The 18,668-nt window shown below is 58.0% G+C and carries 19 protein-coding genes; 9 read left to right on the forward strand and 10 right to left on the reverse strand.

Annotated features, from left to right (window positions below):
* The first annotated feature begins 9 nt into the window (after positions 1-9).
* The 8 genes from KP703_RS02235 (at position 10) to KP703_RS02270 (ending at position 8,367) form a co-directional block, all read left to right on the forward strand.
* Positions 10-354 carry a DUF2849 domain-containing protein gene (locus tag KP703_RS02235; protein WP_215753671.1) on the forward strand — a complete coding sequence of 115 codons (345 nt, stop codon included), beginning with the start codon at positions 10-12 and terminating at the stop codon, positions 352-354.
* A 26-nt stretch (positions 355-380) separates the two neighbouring features.
* On the forward strand, positions 381-2,075 hold the full coding sequence (locus tag KP703_RS02240) for a nitrite/sulfite reductase (RefSeq protein ID WP_215753672.1): 1,695 nt from the start codon (positions 381-383) through the stop codon (positions 2,073-2,075).
* The gene (locus KP703_RS02245; protein ID WP_215753673.1) at positions 2,062-2,550 is read left to right on the forward strand and encodes a DUF934 domain-containing protein; all 489 of its coding nucleotides are present in this window, start codon (positions 2,062-2,064) and stop codon (positions 2,548-2,550) included. The genes KP703_RS02240 and KP703_RS02245 overlap by 14 nt, the downstream gene beginning before the upstream one ends.
* An 18-nt stretch (positions 2,551-2,568) precedes the next feature.
* Positions 2,569-4,581 carry a glycosyltransferase N-terminal domain-containing protein gene (locus KP703_RS02250; protein WP_215753674.1) on the forward strand — a complete coding sequence of 671 codons (2,013 nt, stop codon included), beginning with the start codon at positions 2,569-2,571 and terminating at the stop codon, positions 4,579-4,581.
* Positions 4,581-5,567, forward strand: a complete 987-nt coding sequence (lpxK, locus tag KP703_RS02255) for a tetraacyldisaccharide 4'-kinase (protein ID WP_373687422.1) — start codon at positions 4,581-4,583, stop codon at positions 5,565-5,567. Before KP703_RS02250 ends, lpxK begins: the two co-directional genes overlap by 1 nt.
* The gene (locus KP703_RS02260; RefSeq protein ID WP_215753676.1) at positions 5,564-6,484 is read left to right on the forward strand and encodes a lysophospholipid acyltransferase family protein; all 921 of its coding nucleotides are present in this window, start codon (positions 5,564-5,566) and stop codon (positions 6,482-6,484) included. Before lpxK ends, KP703_RS02260 begins: the two co-directional genes overlap by 4 nt.
* Positions 6,485-6,621: 137 nt before the next feature.
* A complete protein-coding gene (locus KP703_RS02265) occupies positions 6,622-7,419 on the forward strand; it encodes an inositol monophosphatase (protein ID WP_215753677.1) in 798 nt (265 codons plus the stop codon).
* Positions 7,420-7,512: 93 nt separating this feature from the next.
* Positions 7,513-8,367 (forward strand): lipid-binding SYLF domain-containing protein, encoded by an 855-nt coding sequence (locus KP703_RS02270; RefSeq protein WP_215753678.1) that lies wholly within the window; start codon positions 7,513-7,515, stop codon positions 8,365-8,367.
* Between the two features lie 43 nt (positions 8,368-8,410).
* On the opposite strand, the gene mltG is transcribed toward KP703_RS02270, so the two are convergent.
* The 10 genes from mltG to KP703_RS02320 all read right to left on the reverse strand — a co-directional run bounded on the left by mltG (position 8,411) and on the right by KP703_RS02320 (position 17,549).
* The gene (mltG, locus tag KP703_RS02275) at positions 8,411-9,406 is read right to left on the reverse strand and encodes an endolytic transglycosylase MltG (protein WP_215753679.1); all 996 of its coding nucleotides are present in this window, start codon (positions 9,404-9,406) and stop codon (positions 8,411-8,413) included.
* Positions 9,407-9,417: 11 nt separating this feature from the next.
* On the reverse strand, positions 9,418-10,704 hold the full coding sequence (gene fabF, locus KP703_RS02280; RefSeq protein ID WP_082779480.1) for a beta-ketoacyl-ACP synthase II: 1,287 nt from the start codon (positions 10,702-10,704) through the stop codon (positions 9,418-9,420).
* An 85-nt stretch (positions 10,705-10,789) separates the two neighbouring features.
* Complete coding sequence (locus KP703_RS02285; protein ID WP_006557907.1) at positions 10,790-11,029, reverse strand: acyl carrier protein; 240 nt, start codon at positions 11,027-11,029, stop codon at positions 10,790-10,792.
* 273 nt (positions 11,030-11,302) lie between these two features.
* Positions 11,303-12,046: a 3-oxoacyl-[acyl-carrier-protein] reductase gene (fabG, locus tag KP703_RS02290; protein ID WP_215753680.1), complete on the reverse strand. Its 744-nt coding sequence runs from the start codon at positions 12,044-12,046 to the stop codon at positions 11,303-11,305.
* Positions 12,047-12,065: 19 nt separating this feature from the next.
* Positions 12,066-13,010, reverse strand: a complete 945-nt coding sequence (gene fabD, locus KP703_RS02295; RefSeq protein ID WP_215753681.1) for an ACP S-malonyltransferase — start codon at positions 13,008-13,010, stop codon at positions 12,066-12,068.
* 111 nt (positions 13,011-13,121) lie between these two features.
* A complete protein-coding gene (locus KP703_RS02300) occupies positions 13,122-13,631 on the reverse strand; it encodes a YdcF family protein (RefSeq protein ID WP_215753682.1) in 510 nt (169 codons plus the stop codon).
* Positions 13,632-13,675: 44 nt separating this feature from the next.
* Positions 13,676-14,935, reverse strand: a complete 1,260-nt coding sequence (locus tag KP703_RS02305; protein ID WP_215753683.1) for a class I SAM-dependent methyltransferase — start codon at positions 14,933-14,935, stop codon at positions 13,676-13,678.
* 14 nt (positions 14,936-14,949) lie between these two features.
* Positions 14,950-15,696 carry a glycine betaine ABC transporter substrate-binding protein gene (locus KP703_RS02310; protein ID WP_215753684.1) on the reverse strand — a complete coding sequence of 249 codons (747 nt, stop codon included), beginning with the start codon at positions 15,694-15,696 and terminating at the stop codon, positions 14,950-14,952.
* Positions 15,697-15,937: 241 nt separating this feature from the next.
* Positions 15,938-16,312 carry a hypothetical protein gene (locus KP703_RS02315; protein ID WP_231866173.1) on the reverse strand — a complete coding sequence of 125 codons (375 nt, stop codon included), beginning with the start codon at positions 16,310-16,312 and terminating at the stop codon, positions 15,938-15,940.
* Between the two features lie 190 nt (positions 16,313-16,502).
* Entirely contained in the window at positions 16,503-17,549 is a 1,047-nt protein-coding gene (locus KP703_RS02320; RefSeq protein ID WP_156470213.1) for a lipid A deacylase LpxR family protein, read from the reverse strand.
* A 320-nt stretch (positions 17,550-17,869) separates the two neighbouring features.
* Between KP703_RS02320 and KP703_RS02325 the strand changes: the two genes are divergently transcribed.
* Positions 17,870-18,574, forward strand: a complete 705-nt coding sequence (locus KP703_RS02325; protein ID WP_082779481.1) for a cold-shock protein — start codon at positions 17,870-17,872, stop codon at positions 18,572-18,574.
* Positions 18,575-18,668 lie beyond the last annotated feature (94 nt).

An 18,668-nucleotide genomic window follows, 5' to 3' on the forward strand; every position in this document is an offset into this window, starting at 1 on the left:
GGATATGCTGTGGATCGCAGAAACAGTCGCCGGGATGCTGAAGGCACCAGCGTCATCACCGCCAATCGTCTTCTGGATGGCCGCATCGTCTGGCTGGCTGCCGATGGCCAGTGGACGACGCTGATTCAGGACGCAAAACTCTACCCCAACAGTGCGGTTGAGGAGGCTTTGAAAGCCTGCAATGCCCGCGCGCAGGAAGAGGCTCTGGTGGGGATTTATGGCGTTCAGGTTACCGAGACGGCGTCTGGCCCGCTCCCTGTTACCAGTCGTGAGCGCATCCGCGCTGCGGGCCCCAGCGTGCATCCCAATTTTACGCCAGACTGGCACGCGCCTCACCCTGCTCCGTACGCCTGAACAGACGATCAAGATTGGCTTTTTCCATGTCTCATTCTCCATCTGCCGCACTGCCCGTCGGGCATTATGCTTACGATGACGTTGACCGCACGTTTCTGAAGCAACGCGTTGCTCAGTTTAAAGATCAGGTTGAACGGCGTCTGTCCGGTGCTCTGACGGAAGAAGAATTCAAGCCGCTCCGGCTGATGAACGGCCTTTATCTTCAGCTGCATGCCTACATGCTGCGGGTAGCCATTCCGTACGGGGTGCTGGATGCGAAGCAGATGCGCACGCTCGCGCATATTGCCCGCACGTATGACCGTGATTACGGGCATTTCACCACCCGCCAGAATATTCAGTTCAACTGGATCCGGCTGGAAGACACGCCGGAAATTCTGAACGTGCTGGCCGATACGGACATGCACGCCATTCAGACCAGCGGGAACTGCATCCGCAACGTGACGGCAGATCAGTTTGCCGGCGCTGCTGCGGATGAAGTGCTGGACCCGCGTGTCTATGCGGAAATTCTGCGGCAGTGGTCTACGCTGCATCCGGAATTTACGTTCCTGCCCCGTAAATTCAAAATTGCTATTTCCGGCAGCCAGCAGGACCGTGTTGCCGCGCGCTTCCATGATATTGGCCTGATTGCGCGTGAGGGCGAAAATGGTCGCCCGGTGTTTGAAGTCTTTGTCGGCGGCGGTCTGGGCCGTACGCCAATTATTGGCGTCAGACTGCGGGATGACCTGCCGGAAGAAGATCTGATTGCGTATCTGGAAGCCGTTCTGCGCGTCTATAACGCGCATGGCCGGCGCGACAATATCTATAAGGCGCGCATCAAGATTCTGGTTCAGGCCCTGGGCACGGAAGAATTCCTTAATCAGGTGAATGCAGAATTTGCTGCCATGGACCGGGCTCGCTACCGGATACCCGAAGCGACCGTTGAGGCAATCCGCGCACGGTTTGGCGCGCCGGATTTTGCCCCGGCAGGCAATGCGGCGGAAAAACTGGCCGCCCAGCGCAAGGCCGACCGGGCGTTTGATGCATGGGTCCATACCAACACTCATCCGCACAAGCAGTCTGGCTATTGCTCGATTACGATCTCCTGCAAACCGGCTGGCGGTATCCCGGGGGATGTGACCTCGGCGCAGATGGACCTTCTGGCTGATCTGGCGGAACGCTACAGCTTTGGGGAGCTCCGCATCACGCACCTGCAAAATGTAGTGTTGGGCCATGTGCGGCAGGATGCGCTGTATGATGTCTGGCAGGCGCTGGAGAAAAACGGGCTTGGGGAAGCGAACATCGGTTTCATCACTGATATCGTCGCCTGTCCCGGTCTTGATTACTGCGCGCTGGCCAACGCCCGCTCCATCCCCATCGCCCAGAAGCTGAGCTCCCGTTTTGCCAATGCTGATCTCCAGCGGGAAATCGGACCGCTGCGACTGAATATTTCCGGCTGCATCAACGCCTGCGGGCATCATCATGCCGGGCATATTGGCATTCTGGGTGTTGATAAACGCGGCGAGGAAGCCTTCCAGATTACGCTGGGTGGCTCCGCTGGAGATGGCGATGCCTCCATCGGACAAATTCTCGGCTCTGCCATGTCGGAAGATGAAACGGTTGATGCAATCGCCCGGATCATTGATACGTATCTTTCCAGACGAACGGCGGGGGAGCGGTTTATTGAAACGTGCCGCCGTTTAGGCACAGCACCATTCAAGGACGCCGCATATGCCACTGCTTGAGAACGGCCAGATTATTCAGGACACATGGCAGATTGCCGTTGAGGGAGTCTCTCTTCCTGCAGGCGATGTGCTGGTGCCGCGGGCTCGCCTTTCTGAAGGGCTGGGCCGGAATAGCGATGGGCGGCTTGGTGTGGTGCTGAGCTCTGCTGACGAAGTCGAGACCCTGCGGGACGCCCTGCCCCGGCTGGATGTTGTGGCGCTGACCTTCCCGGTGTTCCGGGATGGCCGCCCGTTTACGCAGGCGCGGGCCTTGCGTGAACATCTGCACTTCAAGGGTGAAATTCGGGCTGGCGGGCATGTCCTGCCGGACCAGTATGAATTTCTGCTCCGGTGCGGGGTCACGGCAATAGATTTACCTGAAAGCTCTGATCCCGCTGTCTGGCAGCGGGCGCATGAAGCCTTCACGGTGGCCTATCAGCCTTCCATTCTGAAGGAACAGGCAGAGGGATTTGCCTTTAGGCGGAGGCTGGCCTAGCGCGGGAGATCTGGCACTGTGGCGCGTCTTCCGCATTCCGCCGGATCCTTCGTTCGAAAAATTCTTGTCAGCACAATCCGGGGCTATCTGGGGCTGACCCTGCGCACTACGCGCTGGACATTTAGTATCGACCCGGAGGCCCGCGAGGTTCTCACCTGTCAGGATGGCCGCACGGCAGTTGTGGCTTTCTGGCATGAGGTGCTGCCGCTCACCCCTGCCTTGTGGTGGTGGGCGGAACCGCAAAACCCTGCCATGCGACTGCACGTGCTTATCAGCCGTAATCGGGATGGGCGCCTGATTGCCGATATTGTTGGAAAATGGCGCATCTGGTCCATTGCGGGCTCTTCCGACACACGGGGTAAAAACAAAGGCGGTGCCGCCGCCCTGCGCCGCATGCGAGCCAGATTGCGGCATGGCGGCATTGTTGCCATTACGCCGGATGGGCCAAGAGGCCCACGCAGGCAGGCTCAGCAAGGGGCCACGGCGCTGGCTGCCCTTGTCAGAAAGCCGATTGTGCCCGTTGGTGCAACGTGCAGGGGCATCCGCGTGAACTCCTGGGATAAAATGATTTTGCCGCTGCCTTTTGGGCGCGGTCATTTTGTGTGCGGCGCTCCGCTTATTCTCCCGCGTGAGAAAGAGGCGCAGGCCGAACATAGTGCAGACCGGCTGCTGGCCGAGGCGATTACGCAGGTCACGCTGGAAGCTGAGCGGCCATGGGTGGACCATCCGGGCCGCCAGAAGGAAAAAGTCTGGCTTGCACCGTTATCTCTTCAGCCGTCACGGGTTTGGGGCTGGGTAGCTACGGGGCTTGCTCCTGCACTGCCTTTCCTGCTGCGCTGGCGGCAGACACGCGGGAAGGAACTGCCGGACCGGGTGCGGGAGAAGATGGGCTTTGCCTCGCACGAGCGCCCGGCAGGGTCACTGGTCTGGTGCCATGCAGCCAGCGTGGGTGAACTGGTATCCATTTTGCCGCTCGTGCAGCTCTGTCTGGAGAAAAAGCAGGCTCTGACAGTACTGGTCACAACCGGAACCGTCACGGCGGCGCGCCTTTTGCAGCAACGCCTGACGCATCCCCGGCTGATCCATCAGTTTGTGCCGCTGGATGTGCCGCGCTGGGGGCAGCGTTTTCTGGCGTATTGGCGGCCACAGGCTGTGGTTTTTACAGAAAGTGAACTCTGGCCAAACCTGATTGGCTTGTGCCACCGGCAGAATGTGCCTGTGGCCCTCGTCAATGGGCGGATGTCGGAACGCTCTTTCAAAAACTGGGGTAAATTACGTCCTGTTGCCCGGCGGATGCTGGAACGGTTTGCGTGGATTGCAGCCCGCTCCGAAGAGGATGCCGAGCGGTTCCGTCAGCTTGGCGCACGGTCCCTGACGAAAGCAGGCGATCTCAAGACAGCGGCTCCACCGTTGCCGGTGGATCAGGCTGAGTTGCTTGCCGTTCAGCAGCAGCTTGCCGGGCGGCCGGTGTTTTTGGCAGCGTCCACGCATGATGGAGAAGAAGATGCACTCCGGCAGACGGTCCAAACCTTGCGGGCACGTTTTCCGTTCCTTCTCACCATTATCGTGCCGCGCCATCCGGAACGCGGTGCTGCCGTTAGCGCTCTTTTTGGCGGAGCGCCGCGAAGGGCCTTGGGGCAAGTTCCTGCGCCGACCGATACCGTATGGGTGTGCGATACATTGGGCGAACTGGGGCTGTTTTATCGGCTGGCTGGCATTGTCTTTATCGGCAACAGTCTGCCGGAGGTGCGAACAGGTGGCGGCGGCCATAATCCGTTTGAACCTGCTCGTCTGGACTGTGCGCTCGCGACCGGCCCGCGTGTTCAGAATTTTCAGGAGGCCTTTGCCGTTCTGGGGCAGAGTGTTGCGATTGTTCAAACTGCGGCGGAACTGGCTGAGTGGGTGGGCGCTATGCTGAACGATCCGGGGCGTCGTCAGGTCTGTGCGGAACAGGCGCAGGCCGTAGCGACCGCCAATATGGCTCTGCCAGAGCAGTTGGCGGATAAAATTCTGGCGCTTCTGTCATCATGATCCGCCCTCCCCGTTTCTGGTCAGATCCGCAGGCCAGAGTGTTCCCATGGCTGCTTTCGCCCCTCTCGGCGTTGGTGGCGGCCTGTGCGGTGAAGAGGCAGAAGAAAGCCGGCTGGAAAGCTCCTGTGCCGGTCTTGTGCTGTGGCAACCTCACCACTGGTGGCACAGGGAAAACAACCGTGGTGCTGGATCTCGTGGCCCGGCTGAAAAAGCGGAAGATTGCTGTGCATGCTCTCACACGCGGTTATGGTGGGCGTATCAAAACGGCTACGCAGGTTGACCTTGCTCGCCATTCAGCCCGAGATGTCGGGGATGAAGCCCTGTTGCTGGCCCAGCAGTGCCCCACATGGGTCGGCGGAGACCGCGCTGCATCGGCTCAAGCGGCCGTAGAGGCAGGAGCTACCTGCCTTATTATGGATGATGGCTTTCAAAATCCTGGCCTGCACAAGGATGTGTCTCTTCTGGTGGTGGATGGTGTGGTCGGGCTTGGCAACGGGCATGTTCTGCCTTCTGGACCATTGCGTGAGACCCCGGCGTGTGCGTTTGTGCGGGCCTCGGTAGTTCTGCTGATTGGGCCGGATAAAACCGGTTTTCTGGCGCAGTATGCGGACTTATTGCCAGATGTTATGCGGGCTGATTTGCAAACCGCATCGGAAGCGCAGGTGCTCAAAGGGGCGCGGTGCATTGCTTTTGCCGGACTGGGTCGTCCCTCCAAGTTTTTTGATGGGCTGCGGCAGGCTGGGGTGAACCCGGTGGAGTGTCTCGCTTTTCCAGATCATTATTTTTATAAAGATGGGGATATGAACCATCTTGCTACACTGGCCCGGCAGGCAGACGCACAACTTGTGACCACCCCCAAGGATACGGTGCGATTTCCTCTCTCGTTCAGAAAACAACTCCGAACCGTGGGGGTCGGACTTGTCTGGCAGAATGAGGCTGCGCCCGAGGCCTTGCTGGACCAGCTTTTAAGCCAGAGGCCCGCATGAGCGCCGTGCGCATAACGCGCCTGATGCGTCTGGAGGCGCGGATTGCTCAGGCATTGCTGAACCTGTTTTTACGGATGGGGCCTGCGCGGGCGTCCAATTTTGCGGGACGGTTCTGTCGGTTCATCGGACCATTGCTGCCGGTTTCCAAAATAGCAGACAAAAATCTGCAACTGGCCATACCGGAGCTGAACGCCCCGGAGCGCGCCCGGATTGTGCGCGGCGTGTGGGAAAATCTAGGCCGCACGGTGGGCGAACTTCCACATTTATCTTGCTTGCAGGAAAACACCGCCAGCGGGCCGGGCTTTGAGGTGCAGGGGGCTGAGTATCTGGAAGAACAGGCCCGGCGCGGCGGCGCGGTTCTGTTTGTGTCCGGCCATATCGGCAACTGGGAAATGCTGCCGCCCGGCGTCGCCCGGCATGGTACGCCCTTTGCGTCCTTTTATCGGGCAGCAGGTAACCCCCTCATTGATGCCATGATCCGCAACTTGCGGGATACCGCCATGGCCCCTACCCCCATGCCTCTGTTTGCCAAGGGCGCGCGTGGGGCGCGGGAGGCTCTGGCTTATGTCTCCAAAGGTGGCCGTCTGGGTATGCTGGTAGACCAGAAAATGAATGACGGTGTTGAAGGCACATTTTTTGGTCGCCCCGCCATGACAGCACCGGCACTGGCGGCCATGGCCTTGCGCTATCGCTGCCCGGTCATCCCCGGCTATGTGGAGCGGCTTGGTCCGGCTCGCTTGCGGATTGTGGTCGAACCCCCGATGGAACTGCCGGATACGGGCGATAAGAAGCAGGACCTGAGCCTATTGGTGCAGGCAGTGAATGATCGGCTGGAAAGCTGGATCAGGCGCAAGCCGGAAAGCTGGCTCTGGCTGCATCGTCGCTGGCCGAAAGACCTCTACAAAAAGAAAAAATAACCGATCTGGAGCAGGTGGTGTTTGTTTCCTGCGTCGGACATGCTGCACATTCGGCGGGGAGAAAGGCAGTCGCTTCTGCACGGACTTCGGGCTATGATATTATTTTATAATATTTCTTAATCTGGAGCCTGTTGCCCATGTCTTCACCCAGCCCCGCCCTCGCCTATCGTCTGGAAGCCGCTCGGGCAGTGGTGCAGGATGCTGCTCGTCTTGCCATGTCCATGCGTCCCGCTCCCGGCGGCCCGGAAGGCAAGCAGAAGTCGGCGCAGGACTGGCTGACTGAAGCCGATGGTGCCGTGGAAAGCTTTATTGCCCAGCGGATGCAGGCTCTGTTCCCGGATGATGGCTTTCAGGGTGAAGAAGGCGGCGTTGCCCGTGCAGGCAGCTTGCGCTGGGTGGTGGACCCGATTGACGGCACGTCCAACTATGCCCGCGGCCGGAACCGCTGGTGTGTGTCTCTTGGCCTTCTGGATGGGGATGAGCCGATGGCCGGGGTGATCGAGGCGCCTGCTCTGGGCGAGGTTTACACGGCTCTGCGTGGGCAGGGCGCGTTCCTCAACGGCAAACGCATTCAGGCCTCGCCGGTCAAAGACCCGGCCAGCGCCATGATTGAGATGGGCTGGAGCAACCGGGTCCCTAAGCCGGTATTTATGGAAAAAATCGACGCCATCATGGATTTGGGGGCTATGCCTCGCTCCGGTGGGTCGGGCGCACTGGCGCTGGCGGACGTCGCATGCGGGCGGCTGGACGGCTATATCGAAATTGTCATCAATCTGTGGGATGTGGCCGCGGCTCTTCCTCTGCTGGCAGAAGCCGGGGCCTGTGTCTCGCCTTTCCTGAAGGAAGGCGGCCTGACAGGGCCTGCGACAATTTTAGCGGCAAACCCGCATATTGCGCAGGCTCTGTCCTCTGCCGTAGGAATTTCTCTGGATTAAAAGCGGTGGGGTCTGGCCTTCGGGCCATTCTGCCGCCACAAACGAGACGTAAGGCTAGGCCAGTAATTTAGGCCCATAATGGAGACCACCAGAATGCGGTCAGTTTACCGTTTTTCCTCCTTTTCTCTTGCTCTGGGAATGGCAACCGCTCTGAGCTATGCCCCGCTGCAGGCACGCGCGGCTGACAGCGGGCAGACGCTTGTCGATAAAGCTGCGCTGACGGTGCAGGACATTTTTGTGGGAGCTACGGCGCAAAGCACCGTGGCCGTTAACCTGGGGAAGGCCCGCGCCGTCATGGTGTGTCCTTCCATTTTCCGTATGTCCATTGCCTTTGGTGGGGCTGGAGGCGGCTGTCTGCTGCTGGCCCGAGACGCTCGCGGATCATGGTCAGACCCGGCTTTCTATACGCTCAGCACGGCATCCTTTGGGATTCAGCTGGGTGTGCAGAATTCTCAGGCGATGTTCTTTGTCATGACGGACCGGGGGCTACAGGCACTGCTGGATAGCCAGTTCCAGTTTGGGGCCAATGCCGGTGTGTCCTTTGCGACCCTCAGCAGTAATGCCGAGCGCGGCAATGCCGGGGCCAGAAATACGGACATTCTTGTTGCGCAGAAGTCTCAGGGCCTCTTCGCCGGTGCGGCTCTTGGTGGGACCAAACTCACCGTCAACAGCGACGCCAACCGCGCCTATTACAGTCAGAGCGTTGGGCCTGAAGACATTGTTGTTTCTATGCGCGTGAACAACCCGGGTGCTGATCCGCTGCGGAGCGTGCTGACCCGCTACGGAAAAATGGCTCCGGCGACTACCACACCGACAAGCAAGACGGCGGGCGCAGCTCAGCATGCTGCAACAACCGGTGCCGATACGCTCGGGAGTGATGCTATCAGCACGACGGGATCTGGGAGTGTGGGGAGCATCCAGCATGAAAATCTGGCCCCGGTAAAATAATCACAAGGCGCGGGTAAAACCGCGCCTTTATCACTCCATGCCTCTATTGCTGTGCTGTAGAGGTATGATCCGCTTGTTTCTTCTGCCGAAAAATCTGCACATTTTTATTGTGCTCCATCAGGCTGGCCGCAAAGCTGTGGCCCCCCTGCCCGTTTGCCACAAAATACAGCATATTTCCTGTTGCCGGATGCGCTACGGCTTCCAGAGACGATAAGCCCGGCGAGCAGATTGGCCCCGGAGGCAGGCCTGCGACCATATAGGTATTGTATGGGCTGCTGACCTGAAGATCCGTATGCGTCAACGCTCTGCCCAGAGGAGGTGTGCCATTGGTCAGGGCGTAAATTACGGTCGGGTCCGTTTGCAGCTTCATGCCCTGTTGCAGCCGGTTGATGAAGACGCGTGCCACAAGAGGGCGCTCGGCAGGAAGAGCAGTTTCCTTTTCCACCAGAGACGCCAAAGTCACCAAAGTCTGCTCATCGGGAATTTCCGCCACCGGCGTGCGTTTGTTCCAGACGGTCTGGACCGCTTTGTTCATGGCTGTTTGGGTGCGTTCCAGCAGTATTTTGCGGCTGGTATTGCGCAAATACCCGTAGGTTTCGGGCATGACGCTGCCTTCGGCGGGCAAAGGTGCGTCGTCTTCCAGAAAGGGAGCTGACTGAAGCAGCGCCTGAATCTGATGCGCTGTGAGGCCTTCCGGAATGGTCAGCTTGTGCAGAACCGGATGGGCGTGTCGGATGATATGCAATGCCTCCTGCATGGAGACAAAGGCCGGAAAATGCAATTCAGCCGCGTGAAGCTGTCCGTCTTTCCGCGTGAGCAGAACAGCGGTTAGACAAAGCCGTTCTGTCCAGTATCCGGACTGAAGAACGCCAGCCTGCTGCAATGTATGGATTGTGCTTAGATAGTCGCCATGCGGGATGACAACGTCAGTTTCGTGAGCTAATGGTCCCGGATTTTTATAATCGAGCCATGCTTTAAAGGCTGTTCCCCCTGCCCCTATGAGGAGCAGAAGGAACAAAACCGATAATAACCTGCGCATATCGTCCTTTATCAGACGCGGCGGACAACCAGACTGGCGTTTGTGCCGCCAAAGCCGAAGCTGTTGGACAGAGCAACATTAATCTGCCTCTGCTGCGCCGTATGCGCGACCCGGTCAATCACGCTCTCGCGTGACGGGTTATCAAGGTTAAGCGTGGGAGGGGCCACGTTATCGCGCATCGCCAGGATGCAGAAGATGGCTTCAATCGCACCCGCCGCACCAAGCAGATGCCCGGTGGAGGATTTGGTAGAAGACATGGCCAGCGTGCGGGCATCATCCCCGAACAGACGTTCGACCGCTTCAAGCTCAAGGTCATCCGCCATAGTGGAGGTGCCGTGTGCGTTGACGTAGCCAACATCAGCGGGTGTAACGCCTGCACTCTTCAGAGCCGAGCGCATGGCGCGGAAAGCCCCATAATGCCCTTCTGATGGTGCCGTAATGTGATAGGCGTCCCCGGACATGCCATAGCCTACAATTTCTGCGTAGATCTTAGCGCCTCGAGCCTTGGCGTGTTCGTACTCTTCCAGCACAACCACACCCGAGCCTTCACCCATTACAAAACCGTCACGGTCTTTATCCCACGGGCGGGAGGCTTTCTGCGGCGTTTCATTAAACCCGGTAGAAAGCGCTCTTGCTGAGCAGAACCCGGCAATGCCCAGCGGGCAGACCGTTGCTTCTGCACCACCTGCGACCATCACATCGGCATCGCCAAACATGATGAGCCGTGCGGCGTCACCAATGGCATGCACACCGGTTGCACAGGCTGTCACCACAGAGTGGTTTGGCCCCTGGAACCCGTATTTGATGGACACATGTCCTGAGACAAGGTTGATGAGGGCTGATGGAATGAAGAAGGGAGAAAGACGCTTGGCGCGGCCTTCATGCACCGTGATGGAGGCGTCATAGATGGTCTGAAGACCACCAATGCCTGAGCCAATCATCACGCCTGTGGCGCATTTATCTTCTTCAGTCTGAGGCTTCCAGCCGGAATCCTCCACAGCTTCAGTCGCTGCGACCAGTCCCATGTGAATGAAACGGTCCATCTTGCGCTGGTCTTTGACCGAGATCCAGTCAGAAAGCGTCAGCTTTCCTTCAGAAGTCGGTCCTTCCGGCACCTGTCCGGCAACCTGCGCCGGCAGATCGCTGGGGTCAAAATGCGTGATTCTTTCAATCCCGCTTTCCCCTGCGATCAGACGTGACCATACGTTTTCGACACCGAGGCCCAGAGGACCCACCATGCCCATACCGGTGACGACGACGCGTCTCCGGCCCGAATTTGCTCCGGCCGACTGCAACAAACCAGCCCGCTCCCCGCTTGAATCTGTCTGGCCCCTCAAGGAGTGAGGGACCTTATATTAGTCTGCAAAAAGAAGACGGCCTAAATTAGGCAGCTTTCTGCTTCTCGATGTAGTCAATCGCGTCTTTAACCGTGGCGATCTTCTCAGCAGCGTCTTCCGGAATCTCGACGTTGAAAGCTTCTTCGAAAGCCATCACGAGTTCAACGGTATCAAGGCTGTCTGCGCCCAGGTCGTCGATGAACGACGCTTCCGGCGTGACCTTGCTTTCCTCGACGCCGAGATGCTCGACCACAATTTTCTTAACCTTGTCAGCGATTTCGCTCATCTGTCTCTGCTTCCTATGTGCCCTGGAAAAGCGGGCAAGTTATCTAGGCGCTTAAGTCTGCCAGTTTGCCTGTTGCAGGTAAGGCTGAGCATGTCGCTCTTTCCTCTCCCACGCAACAGGGTTGCGGGCGCTTAGCACGTTTTTCCGGTTCACGCCAACATGAACCGGTTAACTGTGTTCCGGACAGGTGCATCCAGACCATTTACGGAGCCTGTCTGCCACATCCGGAAACAATTTGCACGACCTGTTGAAGCAATAGCTTCCCGGACGTGTTTATACCATAGCCATACCGCCATTAACATGCAGTGTGGAGCCTGTAACCCACCCGGCTTCTTCCGAGCACAGATACATCACGGCAGAGGCCACGTCTTGCGGTTTGCCAAGACGGCCAAGCGGAATAGCGCTGGTCAGTTTTTCTTTCTGCGCATCCGGCAGCACATCCGTCATGGGCGTGACAATAAAGCCCGGTGCCACGACGTTGACGGTGACGCCGCGTGAGCCTGCTTCCTGTGCCAGAGATTTGCTCATGCCCACCATCCCCGCTTTGGCTGCGGAATAGTTAGCCTGCCCGGCATTGCCGGTTGTGCCGACGACGGAAGCAATATTCACAATGCGCCCAGCACGGCGACGCAGCATGCCTTTCAGGGCGGCGCGGCACAGGCGGAACGGGGAAGAGAGGTCCACATTCAAAACCTGATCCCAGTCCTGATCTTTCATGCGCAGGGCGAGCGTGTCACGCGTCAGGCCAGCATTGTTGATCAGAATATCCAGCGGAGCCCCGGCAGCTTCTTCGGCCTTGCCGACCAGCGCATCAGCTTCAGCTGCTTCGGACAGGTTGGCCGTGACATAAAATGCCCGTTCGCCGCCCAGTTCCTTGACCTGCTCCTGCAGCACGGCTTCCCGCGTGCCGGACAGGATGACCGTAGCACCCTGAGCATGTAGGGTGGCAGCAATCGCCCGGCCAATACCACCGGAAGCACCCGTAACCAGAGCCGTTTTTCCATCAAGCCTGAACATAGTCTTTTATTCCGTTGTTTTAAAAAGATTTCAGGAGAGTTTCGATATCTGCTGGTGTGCCAACAGAGCTGGTGGAAACTTCGGGATCAATGCGACGAACGAGGCCTGACAGCACTTTACCTGCACCGATTTCCACAAACGTATCGACACCCATGCTCGTCATGGCTTCCACGCTTTCGCGCCAGCGGACACGGCCTGTCACCTGTTTTGTCAGGGCCTGACGAATCGCATCCGGGTCGCTCACCTTCTCAGCGGTTACGTTGGCAATAACCGGCACGATCGGAGACGCGATGTCTGCGTTGGCCAGCGCTTCGGCCATCACATCTTCTGCCGGGCGCATCAGTGAGGAATGGAACGGAGCAGACACCGGCAGTTTGACGGCACGCTTGATCTTCATTTCCTTGGCGAGCGCAATGGCGTTGTCGATTGCTGCCATGGTGCCGGAAATAACAATCTGGCCGCCACCGTTATCGTTGGCAATTTCCAGAACACCGCCCTGTGCGGCTTTTTCACAGATTTCCTGCGTCTGAGCGAGCGTTGCGCCAATCAGCGCGGCCATGCCACCCTCACCTGCCGGCACAGCTTTCTGCATGGCTAGACCGCGTGTACGCAGTAAACGAGCAGCTTCTGTCACACCAAAGGCGCGGCCAGCGGCCAGAGCGGCATACTCCCCAAGGGAATGCCCGGCCAGCAGTGTCACTTTCCCGGCCAGATCCAGACCGCCATGCTCTTCCAGAACGCGCAGCACAGCCATGGAAACAGCCATCAGAGCCGGTTGCGCATTTTCCGTGCTGGTCAGAGCCTCCATCGGCCCTTCAAAAATGGTTTTGGAGAGCTTTTCGCCCAGTGCTTCGTCGACTTCTTCAAACACGGCGCGTGCTGAAGGAAAGGCAGCGGCGAGGTCAGCCCCCATGCCAACGGACTGGCTACCCTGCCCCGGAAAAATAAAAGCGTAAACAGCCATAATACCTACTGTTTCAAGAGGTTCTTCAAGCCTGTCAGGCTGAAATCAGATCAAACGCAGTTCATGGAGTGCTGTTTGAAAGGAGAGGAGAGAAAGATACGCCGCCCGTGCTCAGCGCACAATACGCCAGCACAAGACCAGAAAAGCATCCCACAGGCTGGCAAGAACTTCATGCCCGATGCGCATGCGCAGGCCCGCTCGGAACACGCTCTTCCGCCCAGTTACAGGGAATGGAAACGGCACGGCCTGCACGGACCATCCAGTCAGACGCATCAGCAAAAGGCAGCGTGGCATGTGGTATGTGCTTGTGGCCAATGCGAGAGTTTGATCTGCAAAGACCTGTTTTTTCAGGATTTTTGTGCAGTTGACAACGGAGTCAAATGTATCCGTTGCAGCATGGTCTTCAAGGATAGCCTCAGGGGGAGCGCCTGCTTCCAGAAGCAATCTGCGCATGACGGAGGCTTCCGTCAAACCGTTGCGCGGCACCCCACCAGTCACGAGATAGACCGGCACCTTCTGGCACTTGCCAAACTGCACAGCGGACAGCACCCGATGCTGCAGGGCTGGCGATGGTGTGCCGTCAGCCCGCAGTGCCGCTCCAAAAATGATAATTGGCGTCATCGCCGATCCATGGGTCTTGCTTGCCGATGTTTCAGGCGTACGCATCATGCGGGCGGCAGCAGAAGCACGCGGTTCAGGCGTTCCAGCGTATGAAAGGTTTCCTGCCAGACTGTGCGGAATTTGTTTTCCGGCACACCGCGTGTTGCGAGAATGGCGGCCAAATCGCCCACGGTGCGCTCCCCATCAATAAGCGGCAGAAGGCCACGCGCCTGCGGCGGCAAAGGAATGGGCACAACCAGCGTCCCGAATGCGAACGGCAGCGTGTGGTCCGGTCGCATCTGTTTAGCCAGCTCAATGCCTGGAATTTCCCGCATGATCGGCACCGCATCAAATGAGGATGCATCGGCTCGCGTGACGCTCGTGCCTTTGTGCACAACATACGCCACATGGGTTGCCATGTTCCCTGTCAGAGATTCCGCAACCATGGCCTGCTCCCGTGCGGGGAGCTGCGCGATGCGTGCCCGCACTTTCGGGTCCGGCAGAAACAAAGCCGGATCATAGCGCGCTGGTTCCATCAGGCAGGAGGCTTCCAGCCCTGCCCTGTTCAGCAGATCCAGAAAGGCACCGACCGTGTAAGCGCGATCTCTGGGGTTGAGGAGCAGGTCATACAGGCCAGCATCCCCACCGCTCAGATGGTCTCCAAAATTTCCATTTTGTCGCAGCCATGCCGTGGCCGGCAGGTGACGCATCACGCGCTTGGCCATATCCAGCCGGGTGGCTGGTTTTTCATCAAAAGGAGCAAGCTCTTCCAGAGCATCCTGCAACATATAAACGCCGGTGCGGCCATATGGGGCATAGACCATTAGCCCCATGCCGCCACCGGGCGCGAGGGCGGCTTCCAGTCCGGCAAGGGCTGCATCTGGATCCGGTAAATGATGCAGAACACCGCAGCAATCGATGTAATCGAACAGCCCGAGATCAAGCGTGTTCAATGCGGTCAGAGAGCCTTCCACAAAGCGGATATTGTTCAGGTCGCGCACTTGGGCGCGGGCTTGCGCAATGGACAGAGCGTGGCGGGAACGATCAACGCAGATGACTTCCCCCGGCCTGCCTGCCCGCGCCATCTGGGTGGCTAGCATAATGGCGCCGTCCCCCGTGCCGCATCCGGCAATCAGGGCGCGGAGCGGCTGGCTGCGGGGGCGCTGCGCCCCGAACACCCAGTAATCAATTTCCCGCAGATGGCTCGGGCTGCCAATCAGCAGCCGTTTGGCCTCATCCTGGGGATTTCGCTCGGGGTAAGGATACGCTTCATACTGCGCCGCCAGTTCAGTATCCCGCGTGTCGGTGCTGGTGTGGTCTGTCATGCGCAGTTTCTCCCTTAGCGCGGCAACAGTTTACCTCGCTGCCAGGACTCGGCAGCTTCATCCGCTGTCAGGCCTTCTGTGCGCATGGCGAAATCCATGGCACTGATCACTTTCACACTCAGCATCAGTTCGTCCAGCTCATCCTGCAAATCCTGATCCATGTCGTCAGCAAGACCGGGACGCATCAGCATGCGGGCTTCCTGCTCTTTGCCCATGCTGCCTTTGGGGTCGGACAGAATACGAAAGCCGCCCTGATGGAACAGGAAACAAGGCTGAACAAGCGGCATAAGAATGCAGTCTTTGCTGTTTAACGCCGCTGTGATGGAGGCCAGAGCTTCCTCGTCAGGCAGAACTTTGAGGGTAAACCCAGCGTCTGTAAGTGCGTAGTCTGCAAGCATCTGCTCAACGTGCTTCTGCAGCGATGCCGGGGTGATGATGGTGCGGGAAAGCTCCGGCCCGGCCTGCGCCACGTCGCTCAGGGAGACAACAGGTCCATCTTCGCGCGAGATGCAGCAGCATGCGCTGGGCTGGAACAGCTTGCCGAGCGGGGTGACGCCCGGTGCCAGCAGGTCGGAATCATCCGGCAGCCATGCGGAAACGTAGAGATCGACCTCCCCGTTTTTCAGCATCTCAGCCAGAGCAGATTTCGGACCGATGACAATTTCAGGCTCTACATCATTTGCTTCCAGAACCCGGATGATAGCCGCCGCTGTCGCCTCATGAACTGTTGAGTCTGGGTGGGCGAGAGTTATCGTCGTCATATCATCTTCCTTAAGGTCAGGCTTGCAGGTCTTGCTGAGACCTTGCAGCAGGAGAAGAGCGGATGCGCAATCCCTGAAATCGCTTTACTGCCCTTCTTGTGGCACGCAGCGCCACCCTGATGCCGCGTTGCGACAAGGAGAGACGCCAATAAAAAAACACCCTGATGCGGGAGCATCAGAGTGTTACAGAAAAAGACCGTGTTTGAGGAGAAAGCGCGGCGGTATAGGGCCACTTTTTATGTCATGCCGCCACAATTTTCTCGGGGCGGGGCAGCACCGGGCGCACCATGTGCAGGGCATCCGCAAAAGACCGGAACTGGCCCAGAACATTTTCCCGAATGGCGTCCATTACCACCCAGCTGTTCCCGCGAGAGTAGATTTTGTAGGCAGGGTCTGCGGTTTCCCGCACCCAGATCAGAACGTAGCCAGAAGATACGCCAGCCTGCCGCTGTTCGACGGAAAAGATGTCGGCATCACAGACGCCCATCGGGTGTCCGGCATGAACCCAGCGGGACAGGTATTCCCGGTGGCCCGACAAGATTTCCATCTGGAACGGGATAACATTGCTGACAGATGAGGCATCATTCTTACGCGGCATCAGAATTTCCATTTCCATCGAACACCAGAGGGTCTTTCTGTATTCAAATGTAAAAGGACGGTTTCCTTAACGCCAAGCTAAAACGTGAATCTGCGCCTCAGAATGAGGCAGAAACTTCATAAAGTTGCGCAAAAACCACAAAAAAAGAACAATTACAGAAAATTAATGCCTATTTTTTAAGCAATTGTTCTTTTTGTGATCATCTTCCTTAGAATTTCGCGGAAACCATGAGCGACCCGTAGTTGAAGAGGCCTGATTTTGCGCCATCAAACTGCTGAGTCTGCCAGACCTGGCTGTAGGACACGCGGAGGCCATAGAACATGACCGCAAGGCCTGCGTGAATTTCGCCCACATCCCATTTCTTGTTCACGTGCAGGGAATTGCCGCGCATGGTGTTGCCTTCGAGGGACGCATCATACGCCACGGCCTCACCGGTCACCCCGCCAAAGAAGTACCAGGCAACAGGGCGTGTGGCCTTATAGGCATCTGTACCATCGGTGCCGGCGGCCTGAATGGTCGGCACACCAAAGTCACTATCAAGCCCCTGCCCGAAGCGGATCATGTCGCTGATTTTGCCGTAGATCTGGTAATCACCAATCGCGGCGGCGGCTGAGGGCAGCGTATCAAACTGGACCGGGCCAAGGTTGACCAGCGGCAGACGCCAGGTTCGCCCACCCTGCACCTGAAAAATAGGCTGGTTTTGGAGCTGATGCTTCCAGCCCTGATTTTTGGTGTCCCCAATGGCGCCATGGAAGCCATTCTGAAGCTGACGCCCCAGGCCAGCTGGCCCCATCACACCGCCCTGGATGCCAAACACGCTGCGTGTGGTGTCTGTATCATTAATCAGGTTGATGGTGCCCAGCAGAAGGCTGGAATACGGACGGTCCCGCAGAAGGCTTGATTGCTGCTGCCCGGGTGCCCACGGGCTGCCGGACTGCGTATCACGCGGGGTGAAGATCATCTGCTGCAGGCCCATGCTGATGCGCTGCACCCCATTGCCCCAGATTGCCTTGTTGATGGCGGCAATGGGTGTGGGGAGCGTATCGGTGCCAGACGTCCAGTTCAGCCGCAGGCCACTGGTATAGTACTGGTCAGACGTGCCTTTCAGGGTGGAAACGGCATCATTTTCCCCCTGCAGAGTCCATGTGCCCTGCTTGTCCTGTAAGGGCGTTGCATGCGCAGAGCGAGAAGCAAGAGCGCTACCAGCCAGCATAAGGGTTGCGGCAGCAATATACCTCACGTGGGGTAATTTCATGACGGCGGACATAGCTTTCCTCTCGTTCTGCCAATGCAGAGTCAGTTTTATTTTCTTTAGTTGATTACGCTGCAACAAGAAACCCTGATTCCCAGCTATCCGCTTTGCAGGATGTTCAGTCAGCCTCTATTTACGCTTTGATTGTCACAAAAATGTTATAGCTTGGAAAAGAGATGAAACCCGGCCCGATTTCATGCTTTTCTATAGCGACGCCACACCCGGTATGGTAAGCCATGATTGGGTGTGGTTGCAGACCACTCTGCCCATTTTTCAATATCTGGAGAAGCAAATGCCTTCTCCATGCTCCAGGATCAAGACCGTTGAGAAGTAACAGGACCGACCGCAGCTCTCGTTCTCCGCGCCGCGGCGGATTTGACGATGATTTTATGTCAACGCCTTCCTATGGCGAACGCCCCGCTTTTGGCGGTGGTGACCGTGGCGGATACGCTCCGCGCAGACCCGCAGGAGGTGGCGGCCCGCAGGTTATCGCTTCCGGTCCGGAAATCGGAGCGACTGTTAAATGGTTCAACAGCGAAAAAGGCTTCGGCTTTGTTGAACTGTCTGATGGTTCCGGCGATGTCTTCCTGCATGCCAATGCCCTGTCCCAGGCTGGTCACGACGGCGTAAGCCCCGGTGCCACTCTGTCCGTGCGCATCGGTCAGGGTCCGAAGGGCCGTCAGGTTGCAGAAGTCATTTCCGTTGACGAAAGCACAGCTCAGCCGGAACGCCCGCGTGCTCCCGGTGGCTTTGGTGGTGCACCGCGCGCTGGTGGTTTTGGTGGTCGCGCTCCGCGTCCGGCCCCGGATCTTTCCTCTGCTGAAGAAGTGCGCGGTACCGTAAAATGGTACAATGCGACCAAAGGCTTCGGCTTCATCACGCCTGATGGCGGCGGCAAGGACATCTTTGTTCACGCCTCAGCTCTGGAGCGCTCTGGTCTGGCTAGCCTCAACGAAGGTCAGGTCACGAATGTAAAGGTTGTTCAGGGTCAGAAAGGCCCGGAAGCCGCTGCAATCGACGCAGACTAAGTTTTATACAAACCGTATAAAACGAGAAAACCCCGCCTTGTGCGGGGTTTTTTTATGCCTGCCTCTTGGGTAGGTGGAGCTTGCTGCCTCCCAG

The organism is Acetobacter sp. P5B1 (assembly GCF_018811985.1).
GTDB lineage: Bacteria > Pseudomonadota > Alphaproteobacteria > Acetobacterales > Acetobacteraceae > Acetobacter > Acetobacter cerevisiae.

Excerpts from the sequence above, each read along its gene's own strand:
- KP703_RS02320 (WP_156470213.1), bottom strand. The coding sequence starts at position 17,549 with ATGAAATTACCCCACGTGAGGTATATTGCTGCCGCAACCCTTATGCTG.
- fabG (WP_215753680.1), bottom strand. The coding sequence starts at position 12,046 with ATGTTCAGGCTTGATGGAAAAACGGCTCTGGTTACGGGTGCTTCCGGT.
- KP703_RS02240 (WP_215753672.1), top strand. The coding sequence starts at position 381 with ATGTCTCATTCTCCATCTGCCGCACTGCCCGTCGGGCATTATGCTTAC.
- fabD (WP_215753681.1), bottom strand. The coding sequence starts at position 13,010 with ATGGCTGTTTACGCTTTTATTTTTCCGGGGCAGGGTAGCCAGTCCGTT.
- KP703_RS02315 (WP_231866173.1), bottom strand. The coding sequence starts at position 16,312 with ATGGAAATGGAAATTCTGATGCCGCGTAAGAATGATGCCTCATCTGTC.
- KP703_RS02300 (WP_215753682.1), bottom strand. The coding sequence starts at position 13,631 with ATGACGCCAATTATCATTTTTGGAGCGGCACTGCGGGCTGACGGCACA.
- KP703_RS02265 (WP_215753677.1), top strand. The coding sequence starts at position 6,622 with ATGTCTTCACCCAGCCCCGCCCTCGCCTATCGTCTGGAAGCCGCTCGG.
- KP703_RS02260 (WP_215753676.1), top strand. The coding sequence starts at position 5,564 with ATGAGCGCCGTGCGCATAACGCGCCTGATGCGTCTGGAGGCGCGGATT.
- KP703_RS02245 (WP_215753673.1), top strand. The coding sequence starts at position 2,062 with ATGCCACTGCTTGAGAACGGCCAGATTATTCAGGACACATGGCAGATT.
- KP703_RS02305 (WP_215753683.1), bottom strand. The coding sequence starts at position 14,935 with ATGACAGACCACACCAGCACCGACACGCGGGATACTGAACTGGCGGCG.
- mltG (WP_215753679.1), bottom strand. The coding sequence starts at position 9,406 with ATGCGCAGGTTATTATCGGTTTTGTTCCTTCTGCTCCTCATAGGGGCA.
- KP703_RS02270 (WP_215753678.1), top strand. The coding sequence starts at position 7,513 with ATGCGGTCAGTTTACCGTTTTTCCTCCTTTTCTCTTGCTCTGGGAATG.
- KP703_RS02310 (WP_215753684.1), bottom strand. The coding sequence starts at position 15,696 with ATGACGACGATAACTCTCGCCCACCCAGACTCAACAGTTCATGAGGCG.
- KP703_RS02285 (WP_006557907.1), bottom strand. The coding sequence starts at position 11,029 with ATGAGCGAAATCGCTGACAAGGTTAAGAAAATTGTGGTCGAGCATCTC.